At 64.2% G+C, this 20,117-nt stretch carries 19 protein-coding genes; 9 read left to right on the top strand and 10 right to left on the bottom strand.

The window, feature by feature from the left end; genetic code table 11:
- The first annotated feature begins 83 nt into the window (after positions 1 to 83).
- Complete coding sequence (locus tag XH89_RS05635; protein WP_194466122.1) at positions 84 to 863, top strand: SDR family NAD(P)-dependent oxidoreductase; 780 nt, start codon at positions 84 to 86, stop codon at positions 861 to 863.
- A gap of 95 nt (positions 864 to 958) precedes the next feature.
- The gene (locus tag XH89_RS05630) at positions 959 to 1,846 is read left to right on the top strand and encodes a TauD/TfdA family dioxygenase (RefSeq protein ID WP_194466121.1); all 888 of its coding nucleotides are present in this window, start codon (positions 959 to 961) and stop codon (positions 1,844 to 1,846) included.
- A gap of 227 nt (positions 1,847 to 2,073) precedes the next feature.
- On the opposite strand, the gene XH89_RS05625 is transcribed toward XH89_RS05630, so the two are convergent.
- Positions 2,074 to 2,718 (bottom strand): YqgE/AlgH family protein, encoded by a 645-nt coding sequence (locus tag XH89_RS05625; RefSeq protein ID WP_194466120.1) that lies wholly within the window; start codon positions 2,716 to 2,718, stop codon positions 2,074 to 2,076.
- Between the two features lie 142 nt (positions 2,719 to 2,860).
- Between XH89_RS05625 and XH89_RS05620 the strand changes: the two genes are divergently transcribed.
- From XH89_RS05620 to XH89_RS05610, 3 genes are all read left to right on the top strand, one after another.
- A complete protein-coding gene (locus tag XH89_RS05620) occupies positions 2,861 to 3,700 on the top strand; it encodes a protein-disulfide reductase DsbD domain-containing protein (RefSeq protein WP_194466119.1) in 840 nt (279 codons plus the stop codon).
- 267 nt (positions 3,701 to 3,967) lie between these two features.
- Positions 3,968 to 5,335: an oligosaccharide flippase family protein gene (locus XH89_RS05615; protein WP_371825199.1), complete on the top strand. Its 1,368-nt coding sequence runs from the start codon at positions 3,968 to 3,970 to the stop codon at positions 5,333 to 5,335.
- A 195-nt stretch (positions 5,336 to 5,530) separates the two neighbouring features.
- A complete protein-coding gene (locus tag XH89_RS05610) occupies positions 5,531 to 6,355 on the top strand; it encodes a sulfite exporter TauE/SafE family protein (RefSeq protein ID WP_194466117.1) in 825 nt (274 codons plus the stop codon).
- 134 nt (positions 6,356 to 6,489) lie between these two features.
- Here XH89_RS05610 and XH89_RS05605 read toward each other — a convergent pair whose 3' ends face one another.
- The 8 genes from XH89_RS05605 to cysG form a co-directional block, all read right to left on the bottom strand.
- Positions 6,490 to 7,278 (bottom strand): 3-hydroxybutyrate dehydrogenase, encoded by a 789-nt coding sequence (locus XH89_RS05605; protein WP_194466116.1) that lies wholly within the window; start codon positions 7,276 to 7,278, stop codon positions 6,490 to 6,492.
- Positions 7,279 to 7,280: 2 nt separating this feature from the next.
- Complete coding sequence (locus XH89_RS05600) at positions 7,281 to 8,456, bottom strand: patatin-like phospholipase family protein (protein WP_194466115.1); 1,176 nt, start codon at positions 8,454 to 8,456, stop codon at positions 7,281 to 7,283.
- A gap of 77 nt (positions 8,457 to 8,533) precedes the next feature.
- The gene (locus XH89_RS05595) at positions 8,534 to 9,037 is read right to left on the bottom strand and encodes a CAP domain-containing protein (protein ID WP_194466114.1); all 504 of its coding nucleotides are present in this window, start codon (positions 9,035 to 9,037) and stop codon (positions 8,534 to 8,536) included.
- 203 nt (positions 9,038 to 9,240) lie between these two features.
- The gene (locus tag XH89_RS05590; RefSeq protein ID WP_194466113.1) at positions 9,241 to 9,978 is read right to left on the bottom strand and encodes a phosphoadenylyl-sulfate reductase; all 738 of its coding nucleotides are present in this window, start codon (positions 9,976 to 9,978) and stop codon (positions 9,241 to 9,243) included.
- Entirely contained in the window at positions 9,975 to 10,490 is a 516-nt protein-coding gene (locus XH89_RS05585; RefSeq protein WP_194466112.1) for a DUF934 domain-containing protein, read from the bottom strand. The genes XH89_RS05590 and XH89_RS05585 overlap by 4 nt, the downstream gene beginning before the upstream one ends.
- The gene (locus XH89_RS05580) at positions 10,477 to 12,132 is read right to left on the bottom strand and encodes a nitrite/sulfite reductase (protein ID WP_194466111.1); all 1,656 of its coding nucleotides are present in this window, start codon (positions 12,130 to 12,132) and stop codon (positions 10,477 to 10,479) included. The genes XH89_RS05585 and XH89_RS05580 overlap by 14 nt, the downstream gene beginning before the upstream one ends.
- An 11-nt stretch (positions 12,133 to 12,143) precedes the next feature.
- On the bottom strand, positions 12,144 to 12,461 hold the full coding sequence (locus XH89_RS05575) for a DUF2849 domain-containing protein (protein ID WP_194466110.1): 318 nt from the start codon (positions 12,459 to 12,461) through the stop codon (positions 12,144 to 12,146).
- Entirely contained in the window at positions 12,458 to 13,882 is a 1,425-nt protein-coding gene (gene cysG, locus XH89_RS05570) for a siroheme synthase CysG (RefSeq protein ID WP_194466109.1), read from the bottom strand. The genes XH89_RS05575 and cysG overlap by 4 nt, the downstream gene beginning before the upstream one ends.
- Before the next feature lie 244 nt (positions 13,883 to 14,126).
- On the opposite strand from cysG, the gene cysD reads away from it, so the two are divergent.
- From cysD to XH89_RS05550, 4 genes are all read left to right on the top strand, one after another.
- On the top strand, positions 14,127 to 14,921 hold the full coding sequence (gene cysD / locus XH89_RS05565) for a sulfate adenylyltransferase subunit CysD (protein WP_194468383.1): 795 nt from the start codon (positions 14,127 to 14,129) through the stop codon (positions 14,919 to 14,921).
- Between the two features lie 19 nt (positions 14,922 to 14,940).
- Complete coding sequence (cysC, locus tag XH89_RS05560) at positions 14,941 to 16,857, top strand: adenylyl-sulfate kinase (RefSeq protein WP_194466108.1); 1,917 nt, start codon at positions 14,941 to 14,943, stop codon at positions 16,855 to 16,857.
- 435 nt (positions 16,858 to 17,292) lie between these two features.
- The gene (locus tag XH89_RS05555; protein WP_194466107.1) at positions 17,293 to 19,458 is read left to right on the top strand and encodes a malate synthase G; all 2,166 of its coding nucleotides are present in this window, start codon (positions 17,293 to 17,295) and stop codon (positions 19,456 to 19,458) included.
- A gap of 131 nt (positions 19,459 to 19,589) precedes the next feature.
- Complete coding sequence (locus tag XH89_RS05550) at positions 19,590 to 19,790, top strand: CsbD family protein (RefSeq protein WP_164934719.1); 201 nt, start codon at positions 19,590 to 19,592, stop codon at positions 19,788 to 19,790.
- A 94-nt stretch (positions 19,791 to 19,884) separates the two neighbouring features.
- Here the strand turns inward: XH89_RS05550 and XH89_RS05545 are convergent, their stop codons facing one another.
- A complete protein-coding gene (locus XH89_RS05545) occupies positions 19,885 to 20,040 on the bottom strand; it encodes a Thivi_2564 family membrane protein (protein ID WP_008546817.1) in 156 nt (51 codons plus the stop codon).
- Positions 20,041 to 20,117 lie beyond the last annotated feature (77 nt).

Here is a 20,117-nt window from a genome sequence, read left to right as displayed (position 1 = left end):
TGTTTTGCTTGTTTGACCTGTCTGCGGATCGATGCCAGCCTTGTCCATCTCACAACAAGAAACAAGAGACACGAGGAAACACCATGTCCGAATTCAAAGAGCTCAGCCGCTCCGTGAAGGGCCTGACCGTTCTCGTCACCGGCGCGGCAAGCGGCATGGGACGCGCCACCGCGCGCGTGTTCGCCGCCGAGGGCGCGAACGTCGCGGCGACCGACTACGACGAGCAAGGCGCGCATGCCGTCGCCAAGGAGATCGCAGCGAGCGGCGGTACGGCGAAGGCATGGAAGCTCGACGTCGCCGACGGCGGTGAAATCAAGCGCGTGGTCAATGATGTCGCGGCGCATTTCGGCGGGCTCGATGCGGTCGTCAACAATGCCGGCATCTCCGTGCGGGTTGCGATCGACGATGAGGCTTACGAGGACGCGTGGGCCAGGGGCATCGCCGTGATGCTGACGGCGCATCCGCGCATCATCCGTGCCGCATTGCCTCACTTGCGCAAGTCGAAGTCGCCGCGCATCGTCAACATCGCCTCGACCGAGGCCCTCGGCGCCACCGCGTTGCACAGCCCCTACTCCGCCGCGAAAGGCGGCGTCGCGAGCCTGACGCGCTCGCTCGCCGTCGAGCTCGGCCGCGAGGGCATCACCGTCAACTGCATCTGCCCGGGCCCGATCCGCACCGCCATTACCGAGCGCATCGCCGAGGAGCACAAGACCATCTATGCCAAGCGGCGCACCGCGCTTCTGCGCTACGGCGACCCCGAGGAAGTCGCGCATATGACGCTGAGCCTGTGCCTGCCGGCGGCGTCCTTCCTCACCGGCGCGGTGATCCCGGTCGACGGCGGGCTGATGGCGCGGAACGCGTAAGAGCCATGCAGGCGAAGCGTTGACAACCACCCATGCGGGAGTAGCTTTTTCATCGACAAGGGCGGAACAACCGCTCGTCTTCGGGGAGATGCGCCATGACGATCGCCATCCGGCAGCTTCAGAAGCATTTTGTCGGCGAGGTGTCCGGCCTCGACCTGCGAATGCCTCTCACACCGGATCAGGCCCGCGAGATCGAGTCCGCCATGGACAAATATGCGGTGCTCGTCTTCCACGATCAGGACATCACCGACGAGCAGCAGATGGCCTTTGCGCTGAACTTCGGTCGGCGCGAAGATGCACGTGGCGGCACGGTGACGAAGGAAAAGGACTACCGCCTGCAGTCCGGCCTCAACGACGTCTCCAATCTCGGCAAGGACGGCAAGCCGCTCGCCAAGGACAGTCGCACCCATCTGTTCAACCTCGGCAATTGCCTGTGGCACTCCGACAGCTCGTTTCGCCCGATCCCGGCAAAATTCTCGCTGCTGTCGGCGCGAGTGGTGAATCCGAAGGGCGGCAACACCGAATTCGCCGACATGCGCGCGGCCTATGACGCACTCGACGACGAGACCAAGACCGAGATCGACGACCTCATCTGCGAGCACTCGCTGATGTATTCGCGGGGCTCGCTCGGCTTCACCGAGTATACCGACGAAGAGAAGGCGATGTTCAAGCCGGTGCTGCAGCGGCTGGTGCGGACCCATCCCGTGCATCGCCGCAAGTCGCTGTATCTGTCATCGCATGCCGGCAAGGTCGTCGGCATGAGCATGCCGGAGGGACGGCTGTTGCTGCGCGATCTGAACGAGCATGCGACGCAAGCCGAGTTCGTCTACGTCCACAAATGGAAGCTGCATGATCTCGTGATGTGGGACAACCGCCAGACCATGCACCGCGTCCGCCGCTACGACCAGTCCCAGCCCCGCGATATGCGCCGCGCGACGGTTGCGGGCACCGAGCCGACGGTGCAGCAGCAGGCGGCGGAGTAGCGGAAGGCGCGTCACATGCCGCTGTCGTCCCGGACAAGCGCGCCCTTAGGCGCGCGCCGATCCGGGACCCATAACCACATGGAGTGGTTTGGCGAAGACTCGTGGTGACCAGCCTGCCTCCAACTTCATCCTGTGGTTACGGGTCACGGATCGGCGCTCCGTTCTGGACAACGCTACGCATTGCCAGAAGCTCCGCTTGTCCGGGACGACAGCAGAGGGTGGAGCAACTACGCGTGCCCGGCCTCGTTCGACAGCATGCCGGGATCGATGCCGATCTTGCGCAAGGCGCGGCCATATTTCTCGTCGACGTCGTCGCCGAAGATCAGATCCGCATCCGCGTCGCAATGCAGCCAGCCATTGCTCTGGATCTCGGTCTCGAGCTGGCCCGGCGCCCATCCGGCATAACCAAGCGCGAGAATGGCGTGCTTGGGTCCGGAACCGTTGGCGATCGCCCGCAGGATGTCGACGGTCGCGGTGAGGCAGACGCCGTCGTCGATCCGCAAGGTCGCGTTCTCGATGTAGAAATCGCTGGAATGCAGCACGAAGCCGCGCCCGGTGTCGACCGGACCGCCGCGCAGCACTTTCATGCTTTCGGCGTTCTCCGGCAGCTTGATGTGCTCGCCCTTCTTGACGATGCCGAGCTGCTCCAGGAGCTCGGGAAAATCGATGCTGCCGGCCGGGTGATTGACGATGATGCCCATCGCCCCCTCGGCCGAATGCGCACAGAGATAGATCACCGAGCGTTCGAAGCGCTCGTCGCCCATCACCGGCATCGCGATCAGGAGCCGGCCGTCGAGATAACCGGCCGAACTGGGGAGCGCCGGGCCCGCGCTGCGGGTGCTTTCGCCCGTTCTTTTGCCTGTGGGAGCCATCGCTGAAGCACTCCGGTTTCAATTCTTATCCTGATGTCGGGCCGCGCGGCTGTCAAATCAAGGCTTGCCGGCAGTTGAATCAAGTGCATCCATCACAAGCAATTCAATGGTTTGCCCTGGGGTGACCCTGTAAAGACGTGCCATGCTGACAAGAGTTCCCCTGCATGCGGCGATTGCCGTCGCGACAACCCTGCTTGCGTCGTCGGTGGCGACGGTAGCCCATGCTGACGATGCCTCACCGTGGCAGCGCGACGGACATTCCGCGGTGCGGCTGCTGGCGGGATCGCGCAGCGGGGCGGTGCTGCTCGGCGGTATTGCCGTCCAGCTTCAGCCCGGCTGGAAGACCTACTGGCGCACGCCGGGCGATTCCGGCGTTCCGCCGCGGTTCGACTTCTCCAAGTCGGACAATGTCGAAGCGGTCACCGTGATGTGGCCGGCACCGCAGAAGTTCGACGACGGCGCAGGCGGCCATTCGATCGGCTATCACGACCAGATCGTGCTGCCCTTGCGTATCGTCGCCAAGGCCGCCGACAAGCCGGTGACGTTGCGTGCCGAGATCAACTATGCCGTGTGCGAAAAGCTCTGCATTCCCGTCGAGGCTAATGTCGAGCTCGGCTTCAACAACGTCGCCTCGACCGAAGACGCCAATCTGCGCACCGCGCTCGACACCGTGCCGAAGCCGGCCAATATCGGCGATCCCAATCCACTGACCATCCGCGATGTCAGGCGCGACGGCCCCAAGAACGTGGTGGTCGACGTTGTCGTGCCCGAGAACAGCAAGGTGAATCTGTTCGTCGAGGGGCCGACGCCCGAATGGTCCTTGCCCATTCCTAATCCGGTCGAGGACAGCCCGCCCGGCGTGAAGCGATTTACCTTCGAGCTCGACGGATTGCCCCCGGGCGCGAAGCCCGATGGCGCTGCGCTGAAGTTCACGCTGGTCGGGCCTGATAAATCGTACGAGTTCAATGCGAACTTGGAGTGAGGTGCGCTGCTGGCGCGTCATTTTCCGCCGTCGTCCCGGACAAGCGGAGCGCCGATCCGGGACCCATACGCCGCAGCAACAGTTTTGCGAAGATTCGGAGTTGGCAGCTCGCACCCCAACTTCTCCCTGTGGTTATGGATTTCCGCGTTCGCGGGGATGACAGCGGGGTTGGCGCGGCAACACGCCCCATCCAACCGAATCTTAACGAATGGTTGCTAATTCCCAGGCCTGCCGCAGCATGCGGGATGCGCCCTTGGGGATCTCGAATTGGCCGTGATGGATGCAGAACCCGCAACGACCGGACCGGCCGGGCTGATCGCGCGGCTGCGCGCCAGGCTGACCGGCGGCTCGAGTGAAGCATCGCTGACGCGGCGGCTCGCCGGCACCATCTTCATCATCCGCGTCATCAGTGCAGGCCTCGCCTATGTCTCGCAGGTGCTGCTGGCGCGCTGGATGGGCACGTCCGACTACGGCATCTATGTCTATGTCTGGACCTGGGTCCTGCTGCTCGGCAGCATGATGGATTTCGGCATCTCCGCTTCCGCGCAAAAGATCATTCCGGAATATCGCGCCAGCGGCGATCACGCGCTGTTGCGCGGCTTCCTGTCCGGCAGCCGCTGGCTGACCTTCGCCGTCTCCGCGCTGGTGTCGCTCGCGCTTGCGGGCATCGTCAAGCTGCTGTCGCCCTGGATCAATCCGGCCGAGGAACTGCCGCTCTATATCGGATGCATGACGCTGCCCGCCTTCGTCGTCGCCAATACCCAGGACGGCATCGCACGCTCGCACGACTGGATGCAACTCGGCCTGATGCCGCAATTCATCATCCGCCAGGCGCTGATCATCGGCATTACGGCGACCGCCTTCCTGCTCGGCTATCATCTCGGCGCGGTCGCGGCGATGGTGGCAAGCGCAGGGGCCGTGTGGATCGCGATGACCGGGCAGATGGTGGTGCTGAACCGCAAGCTCGCCGGTCACATCGCGCCGGGCCCCAAGACCTATGACATCAGTGGCTGGCTCGCGGTCTCGCTGCCGATCCTGTTGGTCGAGAGCTTTTACCTGCTGTTGTCCTATGCCGACGTGCTGGTGCTGCAGCAATTCCGTCCTTCCGACGAGGTCGGCGTCTATTTCGCGGTGGTGAAGACGTTGGCGCTGGTGTCGTTCATCCACTACGCGATGTCGGCGACGACGGCGCATCGTTTTGCCGAATACAACGCGCTCGGCGACAAGGCGCGCCTGTCGGCCTATGTCGCGCACGCCATCGTCTGGACGTTCTGGCCGTCGCTGGCCGCGACCGCCGCGCTGCTCGCGCTCGGCAAGCCGCTGCTGTGGCTGTTCGGGCCGCAGTTCGTGGTCGGCTACGACATCATGTTCATCGCCGCTATTGGCCTCGTGGTGCGCGCCGCGATCGGGCCCGTGGAGCGGCTTCTCAACATGCTGGGCCAGCAGAAGATCTGCGCGCTCGCCTATGCGCTGGCGTTCGTCATGAACGTCGTGCTCTGCATCGCGCTGGTGCCGCGCTTCGGCGGCCGCGGCGCCGCGGCCGCGACCTCGATCTCGCTGACCTTCGAGACCGTGCTGCTGTTCTGGATCGTGCGCCAGCGGCTGGGGCTGCACGTGCTCGCATTTGGTAAATAGGTACGATGCACGCCCACCTCTGCATTGTTCCGGGGATGACTGTTTCCAGATCGGCATACGAAACAGGCGAAACCTCTCTGCGCGGCCACTCCGCAGCATAATTTTTCTTATTCTGTCCAACAGGTTGCATCGCGGGGAAAGTTTATTCTACGTCGTATTGCCCAACTGACGAGATAAACCTAGATTCTCCCGGCCATGATTGATCCGCTCTACGTTGCTTCGGGTTTCGGCGTCGGCCTGCTTGTCGGCCTGACCGGCGTGGGAGGCGGCTCGTTGATGACGCCGCTCCTGATCCTGCTGTTCGGTATCCACCCAACCACCGCCGTCGGCACCGACCTGCTTTATGCGGCGGCCACCAAGACCGGTGGCAGCGTGATGCACGGCTGGTCGCGCAGCATCCATTGGCCGGCGGTCCTGCGACTTGCCTGCGGCAGCATCCCCGCCAGCGCGCTGACGCTGCTGGTGCTGTGGAAGCTCGATCTCAAGAGCGATGCCGAGCGCAACCTGGTCAATCTGGTGCTGTGCTTTGCGCTGATCCTGACCGCGACATCGCTGATCTTCCGCAAGTCGATCATGGAGCGCTATCGCCGGCGTATGGAGCAGGTCGACGAACGAACCACGACGATCGCGACTGTCATCACCGGCATCGTGCTTGGCGTGCTGGTTTCGATTTCGTCGGTCGGCGCCGGTGCCGTCGGCGTCACCGTGCTGCTGCTGCTCTATCCCCGCCTGCCGATGGCGACCATCGTCGGTTCCGATATCGCCCACGCAGTGCCGCTGACGCTGGTGGCCGGCATCGGTCACTGGATGCTCGGCGACGTCGACTGGGCCCTGATGGGCGTGCTGCTGCTGGGCTCGCTGCCGGGCATCATCGTCGGCAGCTATAGCGCGACCCGCGTGCCGGAGACGGTGCTGCGCGTGGCGCTTGCCAGCGTCCTCGTCATGGTCGCCGGCAAGATCATGTTCGCGGAACTGAACCTGCAATCCGCGATCGTGACGGCGCTGGCCTGGAGCCATTGAGGCGCTAGCTGTCGCCGCGTTCTCGGTGTCGTAGGGTGGGCAAAGCGAAAGCGTGCCCACCACCTGTTTCGATGAGAGAAAGATGGTGGGCACGGCGCTGACGCGCCTTTGCCCACCCTACGGCGTCCAGGCCGTTACTCCGCGGTCCAGCCGCCGTCGATCGACAGGTTGGTGCCGGTGATCTGCGCGGCATCGTCGCTGCACAGGAACAACGCGAGCGCGGCGACCTGCTCCGAGGTCACGAACTCCTTGGTCGGCTGGGCATCGAGCAGCACGTCGTTGATGACCTGCTCGCGCGTCAGGTTGCGGGCCTTCATCGTGTCCGGGATCTGCTTCTCCACCAGCGGCGTCCAGACATAGCCGGGGCTGATGCAGTTGCAGGTGATCTTGTGGGTCGCAACCTCCAGCGCCACGGTCTTGGTCAGGCCGGCGATGCCGTGCTTGGCCGAGACATAGGCCGACTTGAAGGGCGAGGCCACCAGCGAGTGCGCCGAAGCCGTGTTGATGATGCGGCCCCAGCCCTTCTTCTTCATGCCGGGCACGGCAGCGCGGATGCCGTGGAAGGCCGAGGACAGGTTGATCGCGATGATCTGGTCCCACTTCTCGACCGGGAATTCCTCGACCGGCGAGACGAACTGGATGCCGGCATTGTTGACGAGGACGTCGACCGAGCCGAAGGTCTTCTCGCCGAGCGCGATCATGCCGGCGATCTCGGCGGGCTTGGTCATGTCGGCGGGCGAATAGACCGCCTTCACGCCGAAATCGGACTCGATCTTGGCGCGCTCCTTCTCAATGTCCTCGGGCGAGCCGAAGCCGTTGATGACGACGTTGGCGCCGGCGCCGGCGAAGGCGCGCGCGTAGGCGAGCCCGATGCCGCTGGTCGAACCGGTTACGACGGCGTTCTTGCCTGACAGAGTACCCATAATTATTCGCTCCTTTTTGGCGGGGGCGCGGTGACGTCCCCCGTAAGATCGTAGGTCACCATGGTCTCGCCGGATTGCGGCCGCTCGAGCCAATCCTTGTGTCGCATCGACAGGTGCACGTCGCGCACGCCGCTTTCCCAATGCTCGACCATGGCGACATGCGAGAAGTCGTAATCCTTGGACGAGGATTCGTAGTTCTTGCTGCGGTAGATCAGGTGCACCACGGTGACCGTGCTCTCACGAGAGACCTTCGCGAGGAACTCGACGGACGGGTCGTTCTTGAGATAATCGGGCAATTTGGCAATCAGTTCGCGCGCCGCCCTGCGGGCGTTGTGCAACTGCCTGTTCTTGTCGGTGTTCATCCGCGTGCGGCTGGAGAAGCGGATGTCCTTCTCGCGCTCGGTAGCCTCGAGCAGCGAATTCGGCAGGTCGCCGCGGGCGCTGAACAAATCGACCTGGAAGATCAGCATGTCGCGATCGACCTCGGCATCGAGCACGAAGTCGAGCGGCGTGTTGGAGGCGATGCCGCCGTCCCAATAATGCTCGCCGTCGATCACGACCGACGGAAAGCCCGGCGGCAGCGCGCCCGACGCCATGATGTGCTCGGGACCGATCTTCTTGCCGAGCTTCTTGAACTCGTAATTGTCGAAATATTTGAAGTTGCCGGAGGTGACGCCGACGGCGCCGACCGAAAGCCGCGTCTTCAGATCGTTGATGCGATCGAAGTCGACGAGGCGCTCCAGCGTCTTCTTCAGCGGCGCGGTGTCGTAATAGCTCTCGGCCTGCGGACTGCCCGGCGGCCAGAGCGGCGCGGGCGGGACGCGCGGCGTGAAGAAGCCGGGCACGCCGAAGGTCGCAATCAGTGCGGCGCTGGTGGAATTGAACAGCTCGCGGCTGTGGTCGCTCTTGCCGATCGGCTTCCACGGCACCGGCGCGGAGACCATCTCCCAGAATTCCTTTAGCCGCTTGACGCGGATGTGGCCCTCATTGCCGGCGATGATGGCGGCATTGACCGCGCCGATCGAGATGCCGGCAACCCATTCGGGCTCGAAGTCGAAATGACACAGCGCCTGATAGGCGCCGGCTTGATAGGAGCCGAGCGCGCCGCCGCCCTGGAGAACCAGGACGCGCTGCGCCTTCGCGGGGACTGTTGCGACTTCCGGACTATGATCTGTCATTCGGGAACAATAGCAAAAGGCGAGCCACCGTGGCGACAGTCTGTCGCGACGTCAATGCACCCGGGATCAAGTCTGGCTTATCGGGGATCGGTCGAGGCCAGGATCATGGTCCAGAACACCTTGTATTTGGTGCCCGGAGCATAGCTCGCCGCGATGCCTAATTTTGTGACACCGCTCTTCAGCATGTTGGCGCGGTGCGGAGGCGAGTCGCGCCAGCCGGAAAACGCTTCCGCCAGCGTGTGATAGCCGGCCGAGATGTTCTCGACCGCGACGGTTGCGGGGTAGCCGCCGGCATTGAGCCGCTTGCCCAGGGGCGCGCGGACGTCATGGTCCATCTTGTTGGCGGCGGCCATGGCGCCGGACTGGGATTCGGCAAGCCGCATCAGTTCGGGGTCGACCTCGACGGCGCCGAGACCGTTGTTCTGGCGATATTGCGAGATCATGATCGCGGCGGCCGGCGCATCAAGCTTGGCGCCCGGGACCGACATGTCGGCATACATCGACGGCTGCTGGATCGGCGCTTCATTGCCGGCGCAGCCTGCGAGAAGCAAAGTGAGAAGGATCGCGGCCGCAGCGCGCATGGATAGGGGCCCCCAAATGTGGGGCCGTTGTTGCATACCAACCGTGGCTGAAAGGTGAATTTTGAGGAAAATTCGACCCGATCGGGCGGCTTGGGTGCCCCCGGGAAAGATCCGGATTTCAGGGGCACTAAGGCAGGTCGTGTCGCGTGGCGCCCAGTTCCCCGTCGCGAGGGGCATTGGCCTCAAGGCTTGGCGCGGCCGTGCTACGAAGTCTTCATCGTGTGGATGCCGCATTCCGTCTTGGCGCGACCGCGCCAGCGACCCGCGCGCTCATCCTCGCCTTCGGCCGTTCGGCTGGTGCAAGGCATGCACCCAACGGAGCGAAAACCGGACGCAGCAAGGGGATGGCGCGGCAGTTTGGCGCGGACGAAAATCGCTTCGAGTTCCTCGCGCGAGACATTGGCAAACGGATTGAATTTCAACCGTGCGCCATCGTCTTCCACCACCGGAATGTCGGCGCGCGCATTGCCCTGAAAGCGCTTGCGGCCGTTGAGCCAGGCCGAGAACGGCTTGAGCGCCCGCGCCAGCGGCTCGACCTTGCGGATCCGGCAGCAGGCATCGGGATCGGAGAACCACAGTTCACGATCGGGGTCCTCGCGCGTCAGCGCTTCTTCCGCCGGCTTGATCGAGCGAACGTCCTTCAGGCCAAGTGTCGCAATCAGCGTATCGCGATAGGCCAGCGTCTCCTCGAACAGCCAGCCGGTGTCGAGGAAGATCACGGGGATCGCCGGATCGACATCGGCCATCACCTTGAGCAGCGTCGCCGATTCCGTGCCGAAGGACGACACCAGCGCGAGCTTGTCGCGCCCGACCGCTTTCAGCGCCGCGGCGATGACCTCCGCAGGAGAGGCATCGCGCAATCTCCGGTCCAGCTCAGCCGCGGAAGGCAGCGCAGAAACGGTCGAGACCTGGGATGAGACCTGGGGTGCGATGGCGTTCATGTGCCGACACCTTCGGAATGACGCAGCTGCATGCGCCGGTGCAGCGCGGTGATGCGGCCGTCGCCGGTCGGCTGGTAGAACACCGAATAGCGTTTGGCGGTCTGCATGAAGGCTTCCGCATCGGCCTGCTTCTTGACCTCGAAGGAGTCGAAGCCTGCGCGCAGCATGAACACGAACTGGTCGCGCAGGATCTGGCCCGTCGCGCGCAATTCGCCGCGATAATTGTAACGCTCGCGTAGCAGCCGTGCCTGGCTGTAGGCGCGTCCGTCGCGAAAGGTCGGGAACACCAGGGCAACGGCGGCGACCTTGCCGAGATAGGGCACGAGCTCGTCGATGTCGCGGTTGTTCGGCCAGATCACGCCGACCTTGCCGACGCGCTTGAGCAGCGTATCCGCCTCACCGATGAAACGCTCGGCCGGCACTAGGATGTCGCCGCTCGCGGGCAGCGGCGTATCGACGGCCAGCTTGGCAAAGCTGTCGTCGACGATTTTTCCGCCGTTAACGAGTGGCATAGACACGCTCCTTGAAGGGTTCGACGCCGAGGCGCTTCACGGTATCCATGAACAGCTCTTCGGGCCGCTCGCGCAGCGCGAGATAGGCTTCCACGACGTCCTCGATGACGTCGGCGACTTCGTCGAACTTGACGCCGGGACCGATCAGGGTACCGAGCGCAGCATTCTCGTCGGCGCGGCCGCCGATGGTGATCTGATAGACCTCCTCGCCGTTCTTCTCGACGCCGAGAATGCCGATATGGCCGACATGGTGGTGGCCGCAGGCATTGATGCAGCCGGAGATGTTGATGTGCAGACGGCCGATCAGGTTCGCCAGCTCGTGGTTGGCGAAGCGCCGCGTCAGCTCCTGCGCGATCGGGATCGAACGTGCATTGGCCAGCGAGCAATAGTCGAGCCCGGGGCAAGCAATGATGTCGGAGATCAGGTTGACGTTGGGCGTCGCGAGACCGAGCTTGTCGAGCGCCTTCCACAGCGCCGGCAAGTCGCGCTTGGCAACGTGAGGCAGCGCCAGGTTCTGCTCGTGGCCGACGCGGATCTCGCCGAAGGAATATTTGTCGGCGAGATCGGCCAGCGCATCCATCTGCTCGGCAGTGGCATCGCCCGGAGGCTTTCCGATCGGCTTCAACGAGATGGTGACGATGGAATAGCCCTGCACCTTGTGCGGGGCCACCGAGTTCTTGCGCCACGCCTCGAAGTCAGGGTCAGCCGCGGCCTGGCGCAGCTCGTCCGGCATGTGCGGCAGCTTCTCGTAGGCAGGATAGGTGAAGCGCGAGCGGATGTCCTCGATCACCTCGTCGTCGATCTGGAGCGAGGAGTTGCGGATGTGCTGCCACTCCTCCTCGACCTCGCGCGAGAATTTCTCGATACCGAGCTCGTGCACCAGGATCTTGATGCGCGCCTTGTAGATGTTGTCGCGACGTCCGTACTGGTTGTAGACGCGCAAGATCGCCTCGATATAGCTGAGGATATCGCGGCCATGCACGAAGTGCTTGATGGTCTTGGCGATGAACGGCGTGCGGCCGAGACCGCCGCCGACCAGCACCTCGAAACCGGTCTCGCCCTTCTCGTTCTTGATCAGCCTCAGTCCGATGTCGTGGATCTTGATCGCGGCGCGGTCATGGTCCGACGCGGTGATCGCGATCTTGAACTTGCGCGGCAGGAACGAGAATTCCGGATGCAGCGTGGTGTGCTGCCGGATCAGCTCCGACCAGATGCGCGGATCCTCGATCTCGCCGGGTGCGACACCGGCCCACTGGTCCGAGGTGACGTTGCGCATGTTGTTGCCGGAGGTCTGCATCGCGTGGATGCCGACCTTGGCGAGGTCTTCCAGCGCGTCCGGCAGCTCGGCGAGCTTGATCCAGTTGAACTGGATGTTCTGCCGCGTGGTGAAATGGCCATAGCCGCGGTCGTATTTGCGCGCGACATGGGCCAGCGCCCGCAGCTGGTTCGTCGCCAGCGTGCCGTAGGGGATCGCGACGCGGAACATGTAGGCGTGCAGTTGCAGATAGACGCCGTTCTGCAGGCGCAGGATCTTGAACTCGTCCTCGGTGAGCTCGCCCGAGAGCCGGCGCTTCACCTGGTCGCGGAACTCCGAGACGCGCTCGTTGACGAGCGTGCGGTCGATTTCGTCGTAAGCGTACATCAGCGAATGCCTTAAACCTGGGCCGACTGACCGATGGTCACACCGGTGCGGCGGATCTGTTCGCGCAGATTGCCGGGTTCGATCTTGCCGTCGTCGCCGACCTGCACAGGAGCGATATAGGGACCGATCGCGCCGACGTCATCGGCGACGGATTCCGCAAGCAACGCCTTGGCCTCGTCGGAGTTGCGCACGATCGCGGCTTCCAAGAGATCCGCGGACCAGCTCTTGGCGGCGGTGCGGTACACCACGATGCCGTCCCAGGTTCGGTTGGCGGTCACGACCGAGGGGCCGGCGATCTTGATCTTCTTCTGTTCGAGCGGGGAGGTCATTCGGCTGCATCCAATAGGTCAGAGATGATTTGCTTTGGGGATTGGCGATGAAGTGACCCGGCATGCCGGACCACGTCACCGATGATGAGGATGGCGGGACCGCCATTGGTCTGCCGCACCAGCTCGGGCAGGTCGCGCAGCATGCCGACCGCGCCTTGCGCATCCGGCCGCGTGACGCGGGCGAACACGCCGACCGGCGTCTCCGGCGAGCGGCCGGCGGCGAACAGGCCCGCGCGCACGGCAGGTGCGGCGGTCATGCCCATGTAAACAACAACGGTCATTTTGGTGTCGGTCAGCGTCGACCAGTCGACGGTCTCTGCATCGCGCGCCTTGTGCGCGGTGAGAAAGGTGATGCGGGTGGCTTCATGACGGTAGGTGAGCGGCACCTCGAACTCGGCAGCGCCGCCGAGTCCGGCGGTAATGCCGGGAATGATCGAATAGGCAACACCCGCCGCGCGCAGGGCTTCCACCTCTTCGCCGCCGCGGCCGAACACGAAGGGATCGCCGCCCTTCAGCCGCACCACGCGTTGACCGGCTTGCGCGGCCGCGATCATGCGCGTGTTGATGGCGTCCTGGCCGATGCCGGGCTTGCCGACACGGCGGCCGACCGGAACGCGCGTCGTATCGCGACGGATGCGATCGAGAATCTCGTCCGAGACCAGTTCGTCATGGAAGACGATGTCGGCATCCTGCAAGGCGCGCAGCGCCTTGATGGTGAGAAGATCAGGATCGCCCGGGCCGGCGCCAACCAGCGCAACCGAGCCTTCCGGCTTGTCGGCGCGCGCAAAATCGGACGGATCGGAAATAGCGTTCAGCGCCGCGCGCGCATCAGCTTTGCGGCCTGCGAGCACGGCCGCGCCGATCGGGCCGTCGATGACGCGCTCCCAGAAGCGGCGGCGCAGCGGAAACTCGGCAATGCGCTCGTTGATGGACTTGCGGAAGCCGCCGATGAACTCGGCAAGCTCGCCGACGCGCGCCGGCAGCAGTGCCTCGATCTTCTCGCGCACACGCCGCGCCACCACCGGCGACGTGCCGCCGGTGCCGATTGCGACCACGACATCGCCGCGATCAACGATCGCCGGGAAGATGAAGCTGGAATGCTCGAGATCGTCCATGACGTTGACGGGCAGACCGAGCGACTTGGCCCGCGCCGACATCGCCACGCCGACGTCGCCTGCCCCCGCGCAGACGATCGCGATGACACCGGCAAGATCAGCCGTGAGCGGATCGCCTGTCGCGATCTCGATACGCGCCGCGTCCTCGGCGCTCAGGCCGAGCTCATGGTTGCCGTCGATCGCGTGCACGCGGATGCGCGCGCCGGCGGCGGCGAGGACACGCAGCTTGGCGCGCAACAACTCACCCGCGCCGATGAGGACCACCGGACCGGCCTTGAGATCGAGGAATACCGGCAAGAACCGCATACGATACTCGCTTCCCCCAATTCGGGGTTGACTGGAATTATTTTCTATATATGTGTCGTTTCGAGTGCGCAAAGAGAAAATTTTTTCTTCTCTTCCGCACTGCAACTATAGAATTTTCGCCTCCAAACGCAAAGTGGCAGAGATGCATCTTCTCAAGGACGATTCCGCACTTGCCGGCGTGAGCAGCCCGGCCCCCGTCGGACGCTCGGGCTCGCAAGAATTTTCTGCAGACGTTGCGCCCAGCATGGACCATCTCGACCAGCTCGAGGCCCAGAGCATCTACATCTTTCGCGAGGCGTTTGCGCGCTTGAAGAAGATTGCCCTGCTATGGTCGCTCGGCAAGGACTCCAACGTCATGATCTGGCTGGCGCGCAAGGCGTTCTTCGGCCGCATGCCGTTCCCGGCGCTCCATGTCGATACCGGCAAGAAGTTTCCGGAGATGTATCGCTTCCGCGATCATTACGGAAAGGAGTGGGATCTCGACCTGCGCGTCGAGCCCTGCCCGCCCATCGATGCCGTCGACCCGACGCTGCCGCCGGCGGCCCGTTCCGCTGCGCGCAAGACCGAAGGCCTGAAGATGGCACTCGCCAAATACGGTTTTGACGGCCTGATCGCCGGCATCCGTCGCGATGAGGAAGCCACCCGCGCCAAGGAACGCGTGTTCTCGCCGCGCGGTCTCGAAGGCAATTGGGACGTGCGCGACCAGCCGCCCGAATTCTGGGACCATTTCAACGCATCGCCGCCGCAGGGCGCCCACTTGCGCATTCACCCGATCCTGCATTGGACCGAGGCCGACATCTGGGCCTACACCAAGCGCGAGAACATCCCGATCATTCCGCTGTACCTGGCGAAGGACGGCAAGCGCTATCGCTCGCTGGGCGATCAGGACATCACCAACCCCGTGAACTCCACCGCATCGACCATCGAAGAGATCCTGATCGAGCTCGAGCAGACCAAGGTGCCGGAGCGCGCCGGCCGCGCGCTCGACCACGAGACCGAGGACGCTTTCGAGCGCCTCCGCGTCGCCGGTTATCTCTGATCAAGGACGCATCGCGGTCATGAACATGCTCGTCACCCCCACTTCGCCTGCCACGCCGAACGGCACCACGCGTCCCCAGGTCCGCATCGTCATCGTCGGCCATGTCGATCACGGCAAGTCGACGCTGGTCGGCCGCCTCCTGCACGAGACCGGCAGCCTGCCCGACGGCAAGCTCGAAATGCTGAAAGCCGTCAGCGCGCGGCGCGGCATGCCGTTCGAATGGTCGTTCCTGCTCGACGCGCTCCAGACCGAGCGCGACCAGGGCATCACCATCGACACCACGCAGATCCGCTTCCGCACCAATTCGCGCGACATTGTGCTGATCGACGCGCCCGGCCATGCCGAATTCCTGCGCAACATGATCACCGGCGCTTCGCAGGCCGACGGCGCGGTGCTGATCATCGACGCGCTGGAAGGCGTGCGCGACCAGACCAGGCGACACGGCTATCTCCTGCACCTCCTCGGCGTGAAGCAGGTCGCTGTCGTCGTCAACAAGATGGACCGCGTCGACTTCAGTGCCGATCGCTTCAAGGAGATCAGCGACGAGATTTCGGCACATCTCAATGGCCTCGGCGTGATGCCGACGGCCGTGATCCCGATCTCCGCGCGCGATGGCGACGGCGTTGCGGAACGCACGGACCGCATCGGCTGGTACAAGGGTCCGACCGTGGTCGAGGCGCTCGATCGGCTCGAGCCGGCACGGCCGCTGGAAGCGCTGGCGCTGCGCCTGCCGGTGCAGGCGATCTACAAGTTCGACGACCGCCGCATCGTCGCCGGCCGCATCGAATCCGGCAGCCTCATTGCCGGTGACGAGATCGTCATCATGCCCGCGGGCAAGATCGCCAGGATCAAGTCGGTCGAGAGCTGGCCGGTGACGCCGATCGCGAGCCGGCAAGGAGCCGGCCGCTCGGTCGGCATCACGCTCGACCGTGAATTGTTCATCGAGCGCGGCGACATCATCGCGCATGCGAGCGCCGCGCCCCGCGAGACGCGGCGGCTGCGCGCGCGCATCTTCTGGCTGCACGACAAGCCGCTCGCCAAGGGCGATCAACTCTTGGTGCGCTGCGGCCCGAAGGAGAGCCGCGCCACGGTCGTCGCCATCGAGAAGGCGGTCGACCCCGGCGAGCTCTCGAGCAGCGAGAACAAGGCGATCGGCCGCAACCATGTCGGCGAGATCGACATCTCCCTGTCCAATCCGATCGCAACCGATCCCTACACCGAGAACCCGCGCACCGGCCGTCTCGTGATCGAGGTCTCCGGGCGCATCGCCGGCGGCGGCCTCGTGCTGTCGGTGGATGCCGGCCAGCGCGCCGTGCCCGTCGACATCGTGCCGGTGGAATCGGCACTGCGTCCCGACGAGCGCTCCGCGCGCTATCGCCACAACGGCGCCGTGGTCTGGCTCACCGGCCTGCCCGCCTCCGGCAAGTCGACGCTGGCGAAGGCGCTGGAGCGGCGTCTCTTCACCAATGGCGGCTCGCCGATCCTGCTCGACGGCGACACGCTGCGCGCCGGGCTCAACAGCGATCTCGGCTTTTCCGCCGCCGATCGCAGCGAGAACATCCGCAGGCTGGCCGAGGTCGCGACGCATCTTGCGCGCAACGGCCATATCGCCATCGTCGCCGCGGTGTCGCCCGCGCGCGAAGACCGTGCCACCGCGCGCCGCATCGCCGACACCGCGTTCCGCGAGATCCACGTCGCGACGCCGGCGGAAGTCTGCGAGGAGCGTGATCCCAAGGGCCATTACAAAAAGGCCCGCGCGGGCTCACTGGCGTCGTTCACCGGCATCGGCAACGACTACGAAGCGCCACAAGCCGCCGAGCTTGTAATCGACACGTCGACGCGGACGGTTGCTGATGCGGCGGACGAGATCGAGCAGATGCTGAAGGCGACTGGCGTGCTGTTCGACGAAGTCGTGGACCTCGCCGCGAATATTTGAGGCGGGCGCTTTATTCGAGAGCGCACACTCTGCGCCACATCACCGGTGTCGTCCTGGCTCGGACAACGCAAGAAGTCCCGTCATCCTGAGGTGCTTCCCAAGCGACGCGGAGCGGCGCATGGGAAGCCTCGAAGGATGTACGGCCCCGATGCTCGCCACCGAGCCGGGCCGTCGCCCTTCGAGGGCCGCTGAAGAAGCGGCCACCTCAGGGTGACGGTGACAGATTGGTGGCCGCGGCAACATATGCTCCATTTCGGGCGATAGACCCGGGCGCTCCCCCACATCTCCTTGACATTTTGACAACCCCCTGGGGGTCTTCTCACCGCCCCGATTTTGGGGCTAATAGACCCCCGAAAGCCGCCCCCTATGGGCGCATTTTGCTGCTGGCGGGTCAAAAGCAGCCAAAAACAGCCATTTCCAACAAGAAAGCCCATCATGAAACGCGTCGACGCCCACGGATTGAAGATCGCCCCCGTCCTTTTCGATTTCATCGCCAAGGAAGCCGCCCCCAAAACGGGGATCGCGCCGGATGCGTTCTGGGCCGGGGTCGCCGCCATCATCAAGGAATTGGGGCCGAAGAACCGGTCGCTGCTCGCCTTCCGCGATCAGCTTCAGGCCAAGATCGACGAGTGGCACCGGGCCCACAAGGGCAAGGCGTTCGACCTCGACGCCTATACCGCCTTCCTGAAGGAGATCGGCTATCTCGTCCCGGAGCCGGTGACGCAGAAGGTCGAGACCGCCAATGTCGACGAGGAGATCGGCAAGATCTGCGGCCCACAGCTGGTGGTGCCGCTCACCAACGCACGCTATGCGCTGAACGCGGCGAATGCGCGCTGGGGCTCGCTCTATGACGCCTTCTACGGCACCGACGCCATCCCGCATGATCCTTCCGAGAGCGGCAAGGGCTACAACAAGGCGCGCGGCGACAAGGTGATCGCCAAGGCCAAGGCGTTCCTCGATACCGCCGTGCCGCTGGCGACCGGCAGCCACACCGACGTCACCGCCTATAGCGTGGTCGCGGGCCAGCTTGCGGTGAAGCTGAAGAGCGGCAACGCCACCGCGCTGAAGAATGCCGCGCAATTCGCCGGCTTCCAGGGCGATGCGGCTGCGCCGTCGGCGGTGCTGCTCGTCAACAACGGCCTGCATGTCGAGGTGACGATCAACCGCAGCAGCGCCATCGGCAAGGACGATCCGGCCGGCGTCGCCGACATGATCATGGAGGCTGCGGTCTCCACCATCCTCGACATGGAAGACTCGGTCGCCGCGGTCGACGCCGAGGACAAGGTGCTGGTCTACCGCAACACGCTCGGCCTGATGAACGGCACGCTCTCGGCCGATTTCGAGAAGGGCGGCAAGACGCTGACCCGTTCGCTCAATGCCGATCGCAGCTACAAGACCCCTGATGGCAAGGGCGAAGTGAAGCTGCATGGCCGCAGCCTGCTGCTGATGCGCAATTGCGGTCACCACATGTTCACCGACGCGGTACTGGACGAGAAGGGCGAGGAAGTGCCGGAAGGCCTGCTCGATGCCGCCGTCTCCGGCCTGCTTGCCATTCATGACCTCAAGGGCAGCTCCAAGGTCAAGAACAGCCGCACGGGCTCGGCCTATATCGTCAAGCCGAAGATGCATGGCCCGGACGAGGTCTCGTTCACCTGCGAGATCTTCGACCGCGTCGAGAAGATGCTGGGCTTGCCGGAGGACACGCTCAAGGTCGGCATCATGGACGAGGAGCGGCGCACCACCGTCAACCTCAAGGCCTGCATCCAGCGCGCCTCCAAGCGCATCATGTTCATCAACACCGGCTTCCTCGACCGCACCGGCGACGAGATCCACACCTCGATGGAAGCGGGTCCCATGATCCGCAAGAACGAGATGAAGGCGCAGGCCTGGATCAAGGCCTATGAGGACTGGAACGTCGACATGGGCCTGATCGACGGTCTGCCCGGCCATGCCCAGATCGGCAAGGGCATGTGGGCCGCGCCCGACAAAATGGCGGACATGCTGGCGCAGAAGCTCGCCCATCCGCAGGCCGGCGCCACCACGGCTTGGGTCCCTTCGCCGACCGCAGCCACGCTGCACGCCCTGCACTATCACCAGGTCAATGTGATCGCGCGCCAGCAGGAGCTGACCAAGGGCGGTCCGCGCGCCAAGCTGTCCGACATCCTCACCATTCCGGTGTCGAAGTCGAACTGGGCGCCTGATGACGTCAAGCAGGAGATCGACAACAACTGCCAGGGCATTCTCGGTTACGTCGTGCGCTGGATCGACCAGGGCGTCGGCTGCTCCAAGGTGCCTGACATTCATGATGTCGGCCTGATGGAAGACCGCGCCACCTTGCGCATTTCCAGCCAGCATCTCGCCAACTGGCTGCATCAGGGCGTGATCACCGAGGCGCAGGTGATGGAATCGCTCAAGCGCATGGCCGTCGTCGTCGACAAACAGAACGCGGGCGATGCCATCTACAAGCCGATGGCACCCGCCTTCGACGGCGTCGCCTTCAAGGCCGCCTGCGACCTCATCTTCAAGGGCCGCGAGCAGCCGAACGGCTACACCGAATACATCCTCACCGCGCGCCGCCGCGAGGCCAAGGCGCTCGGCTGAGCGAGATCACCTGAATGTCAAAAGCCCCGACGCGAGCCGGGGCTTTTTTTTTCGGACGAAACGTCGCGCCCTCCTGCGGAACGGCTGCGCATTCGTCGCGTTGTCCGGCCACCAACCCATGGGAGATGATCATGGACTGGAATCGGATCGAGGGAAACTGGAAGCAGTTCAAGGGTTCAGCCAAGGAGAAATGGGGCAAGCTCACCGACGACGACCTCCGATTGATCGAGGGCCGCCGCGAGCAGCTCGAAGGTCGGCTCCAGGAACGTTACGGCAAAGCCAAGGATCAGGTGCGCCAGGACGTCGACGACTGGCTGAAGTCACTACACTAGCGCGGTATCAAGCCCCGGCTCGGGCCGGGGCTTTTCGTTTGGGAGCAGCAGGCCGGGTGAACGAAGCGACATCCGGGATGGTCGCTGCGCTTCACTAGAACACAGCGAGATATTTCAGCAGCGACACGATGCCGATGATGATGACAATGACGCGCGCGATCTGCTTGGCGCGACCGTCCATCGGCAGCATGTTGATGAGATAAAGCACGAGAATGACGACGAGAAAGGTGACGAGTACGCCGACCAGCATCGGGAGAGCCCCCTTCAGGCAAATTGCTTACGAGGTCCTAACGCCTGTCTCGCGCGCCGGTTCCGCCCACGCAACCT

Origin of the sequence: Bradyrhizobium sp. CCBAU 53340, from assembly GCF_015291645.1 — a bacterium.
Taxonomy (GTDB): domain Bacteria; phylum Pseudomonadota; class Alphaproteobacteria; order Rhizobiales; family Xanthobacteraceae; genus Bradyrhizobium.
The sequence above is the reverse complement of the archived record's forward strand: the minus strand, read 5'-3'. Positions and strand labels throughout refer to the sequence as shown.

Coding starts and splice junctions, on each gene's coding strand:
- XH89_RS05555 (WP_194466107.1), top strand. CDS start 17,293: ATGAAACGCGTCGACGCCCACGGATTGAAGATCGCCCCCGTCCTTTTC.
- XH89_RS05575 (WP_194466110.1), bottom strand. CDS start 12,461: ATGACCTCCCCGCTCGAACAGAAGAAGATCAAGATCGCCGGCCCCTCG.
- cysG (WP_194466109.1), bottom strand. CDS start 13,882: ATGCGGTTCTTGCCGGTATTCCTCGATCTCAAGGCCGGTCCGGTGGTC.
- XH89_RS05585 (WP_194466112.1), bottom strand. CDS start 10,490: ATGCCACTCGTTAACGGCGGAAAAATCGTCGACGACAGCTTTGCCAAG.
- XH89_RS05590 (WP_194466113.1), bottom strand. CDS start 9,978: ATGAACGCCATCGCACCCCAGGTCTCATCCCAGGTCTCGACCGTTTCT.
- XH89_RS05600 (WP_194466115.1), bottom strand. CDS start 8,456: ATGACAGATCATAGTCCGGAAGTCGCAACAGTCCCCGCGAAGGCGCAG.
- XH89_RS05550 (WP_164934719.1), top strand. CDS start 19,590: ATGGACTGGAATCGGATCGAGGGAAACTGGAAGCAGTTCAAGGGTTCA.
- XH89_RS05620 (WP_194466119.1), top strand. CDS start 2,861: ATGCTGACAAGAGTTCCCCTGCATGCGGCGATTGCCGTCGCGACAACC.
- cysD (WP_194468383.1), top strand. CDS start 14,127: ATGGACCATCTCGACCAGCTCGAGGCCCAGAGCATCTACATCTTTCGC.
- XH89_RS05545 (WP_008546817.1), bottom strand. CDS start 20,040: ATGCTGGTCGGCGTACTCGTCACCTTTCTCGTCGTCATTCTCGTGCTT.
- XH89_RS05580 (WP_194466111.1), bottom strand. CDS start 12,132: ATGTACGCTTACGACGAAATCGACCGCACGCTCGTCAACGAGCGCGTC.
- XH89_RS05630 (WP_194466121.1), top strand. CDS start 959: ATGACGATCGCCATCCGGCAGCTTCAGAAGCATTTTGTCGGCGAGGTG.
- XH89_RS05635 (WP_194466122.1), top strand. CDS start 84: ATGTCCGAATTCAAAGAGCTCAGCCGCTCCGTGAAGGGCCTGACCGTT.
- XH89_RS05610 (WP_194466117.1), top strand. CDS start 5,531: ATGATTGATCCGCTCTACGTTGCTTCGGGTTTCGGCGTCGGCCTGCTT.
- XH89_RS05595 (WP_194466114.1), bottom strand. CDS start 9,037: ATGCGCGCTGCGGCCGCGATCCTTCTCACTTTGCTTCTCGCAGGCTGC.
- XH89_RS05605 (WP_194466116.1), bottom strand. CDS start 7,278: ATGGGTACTCTGTCAGGCAAGAACGCCGTCGTAACCGGTTCGACCAGC.
- cysC (WP_194466108.1), top strand. CDS start 14,941: ATGAACATGCTCGTCACCCCCACTTCGCCTGCCACGCCGAACGGCACC.
- XH89_RS05625 (WP_194466120.1), bottom strand. CDS start 2,718: ATGGCTCCCACAGGCAAAAGAACGGGCGAAAGCACCCGCAGCGCGGGC.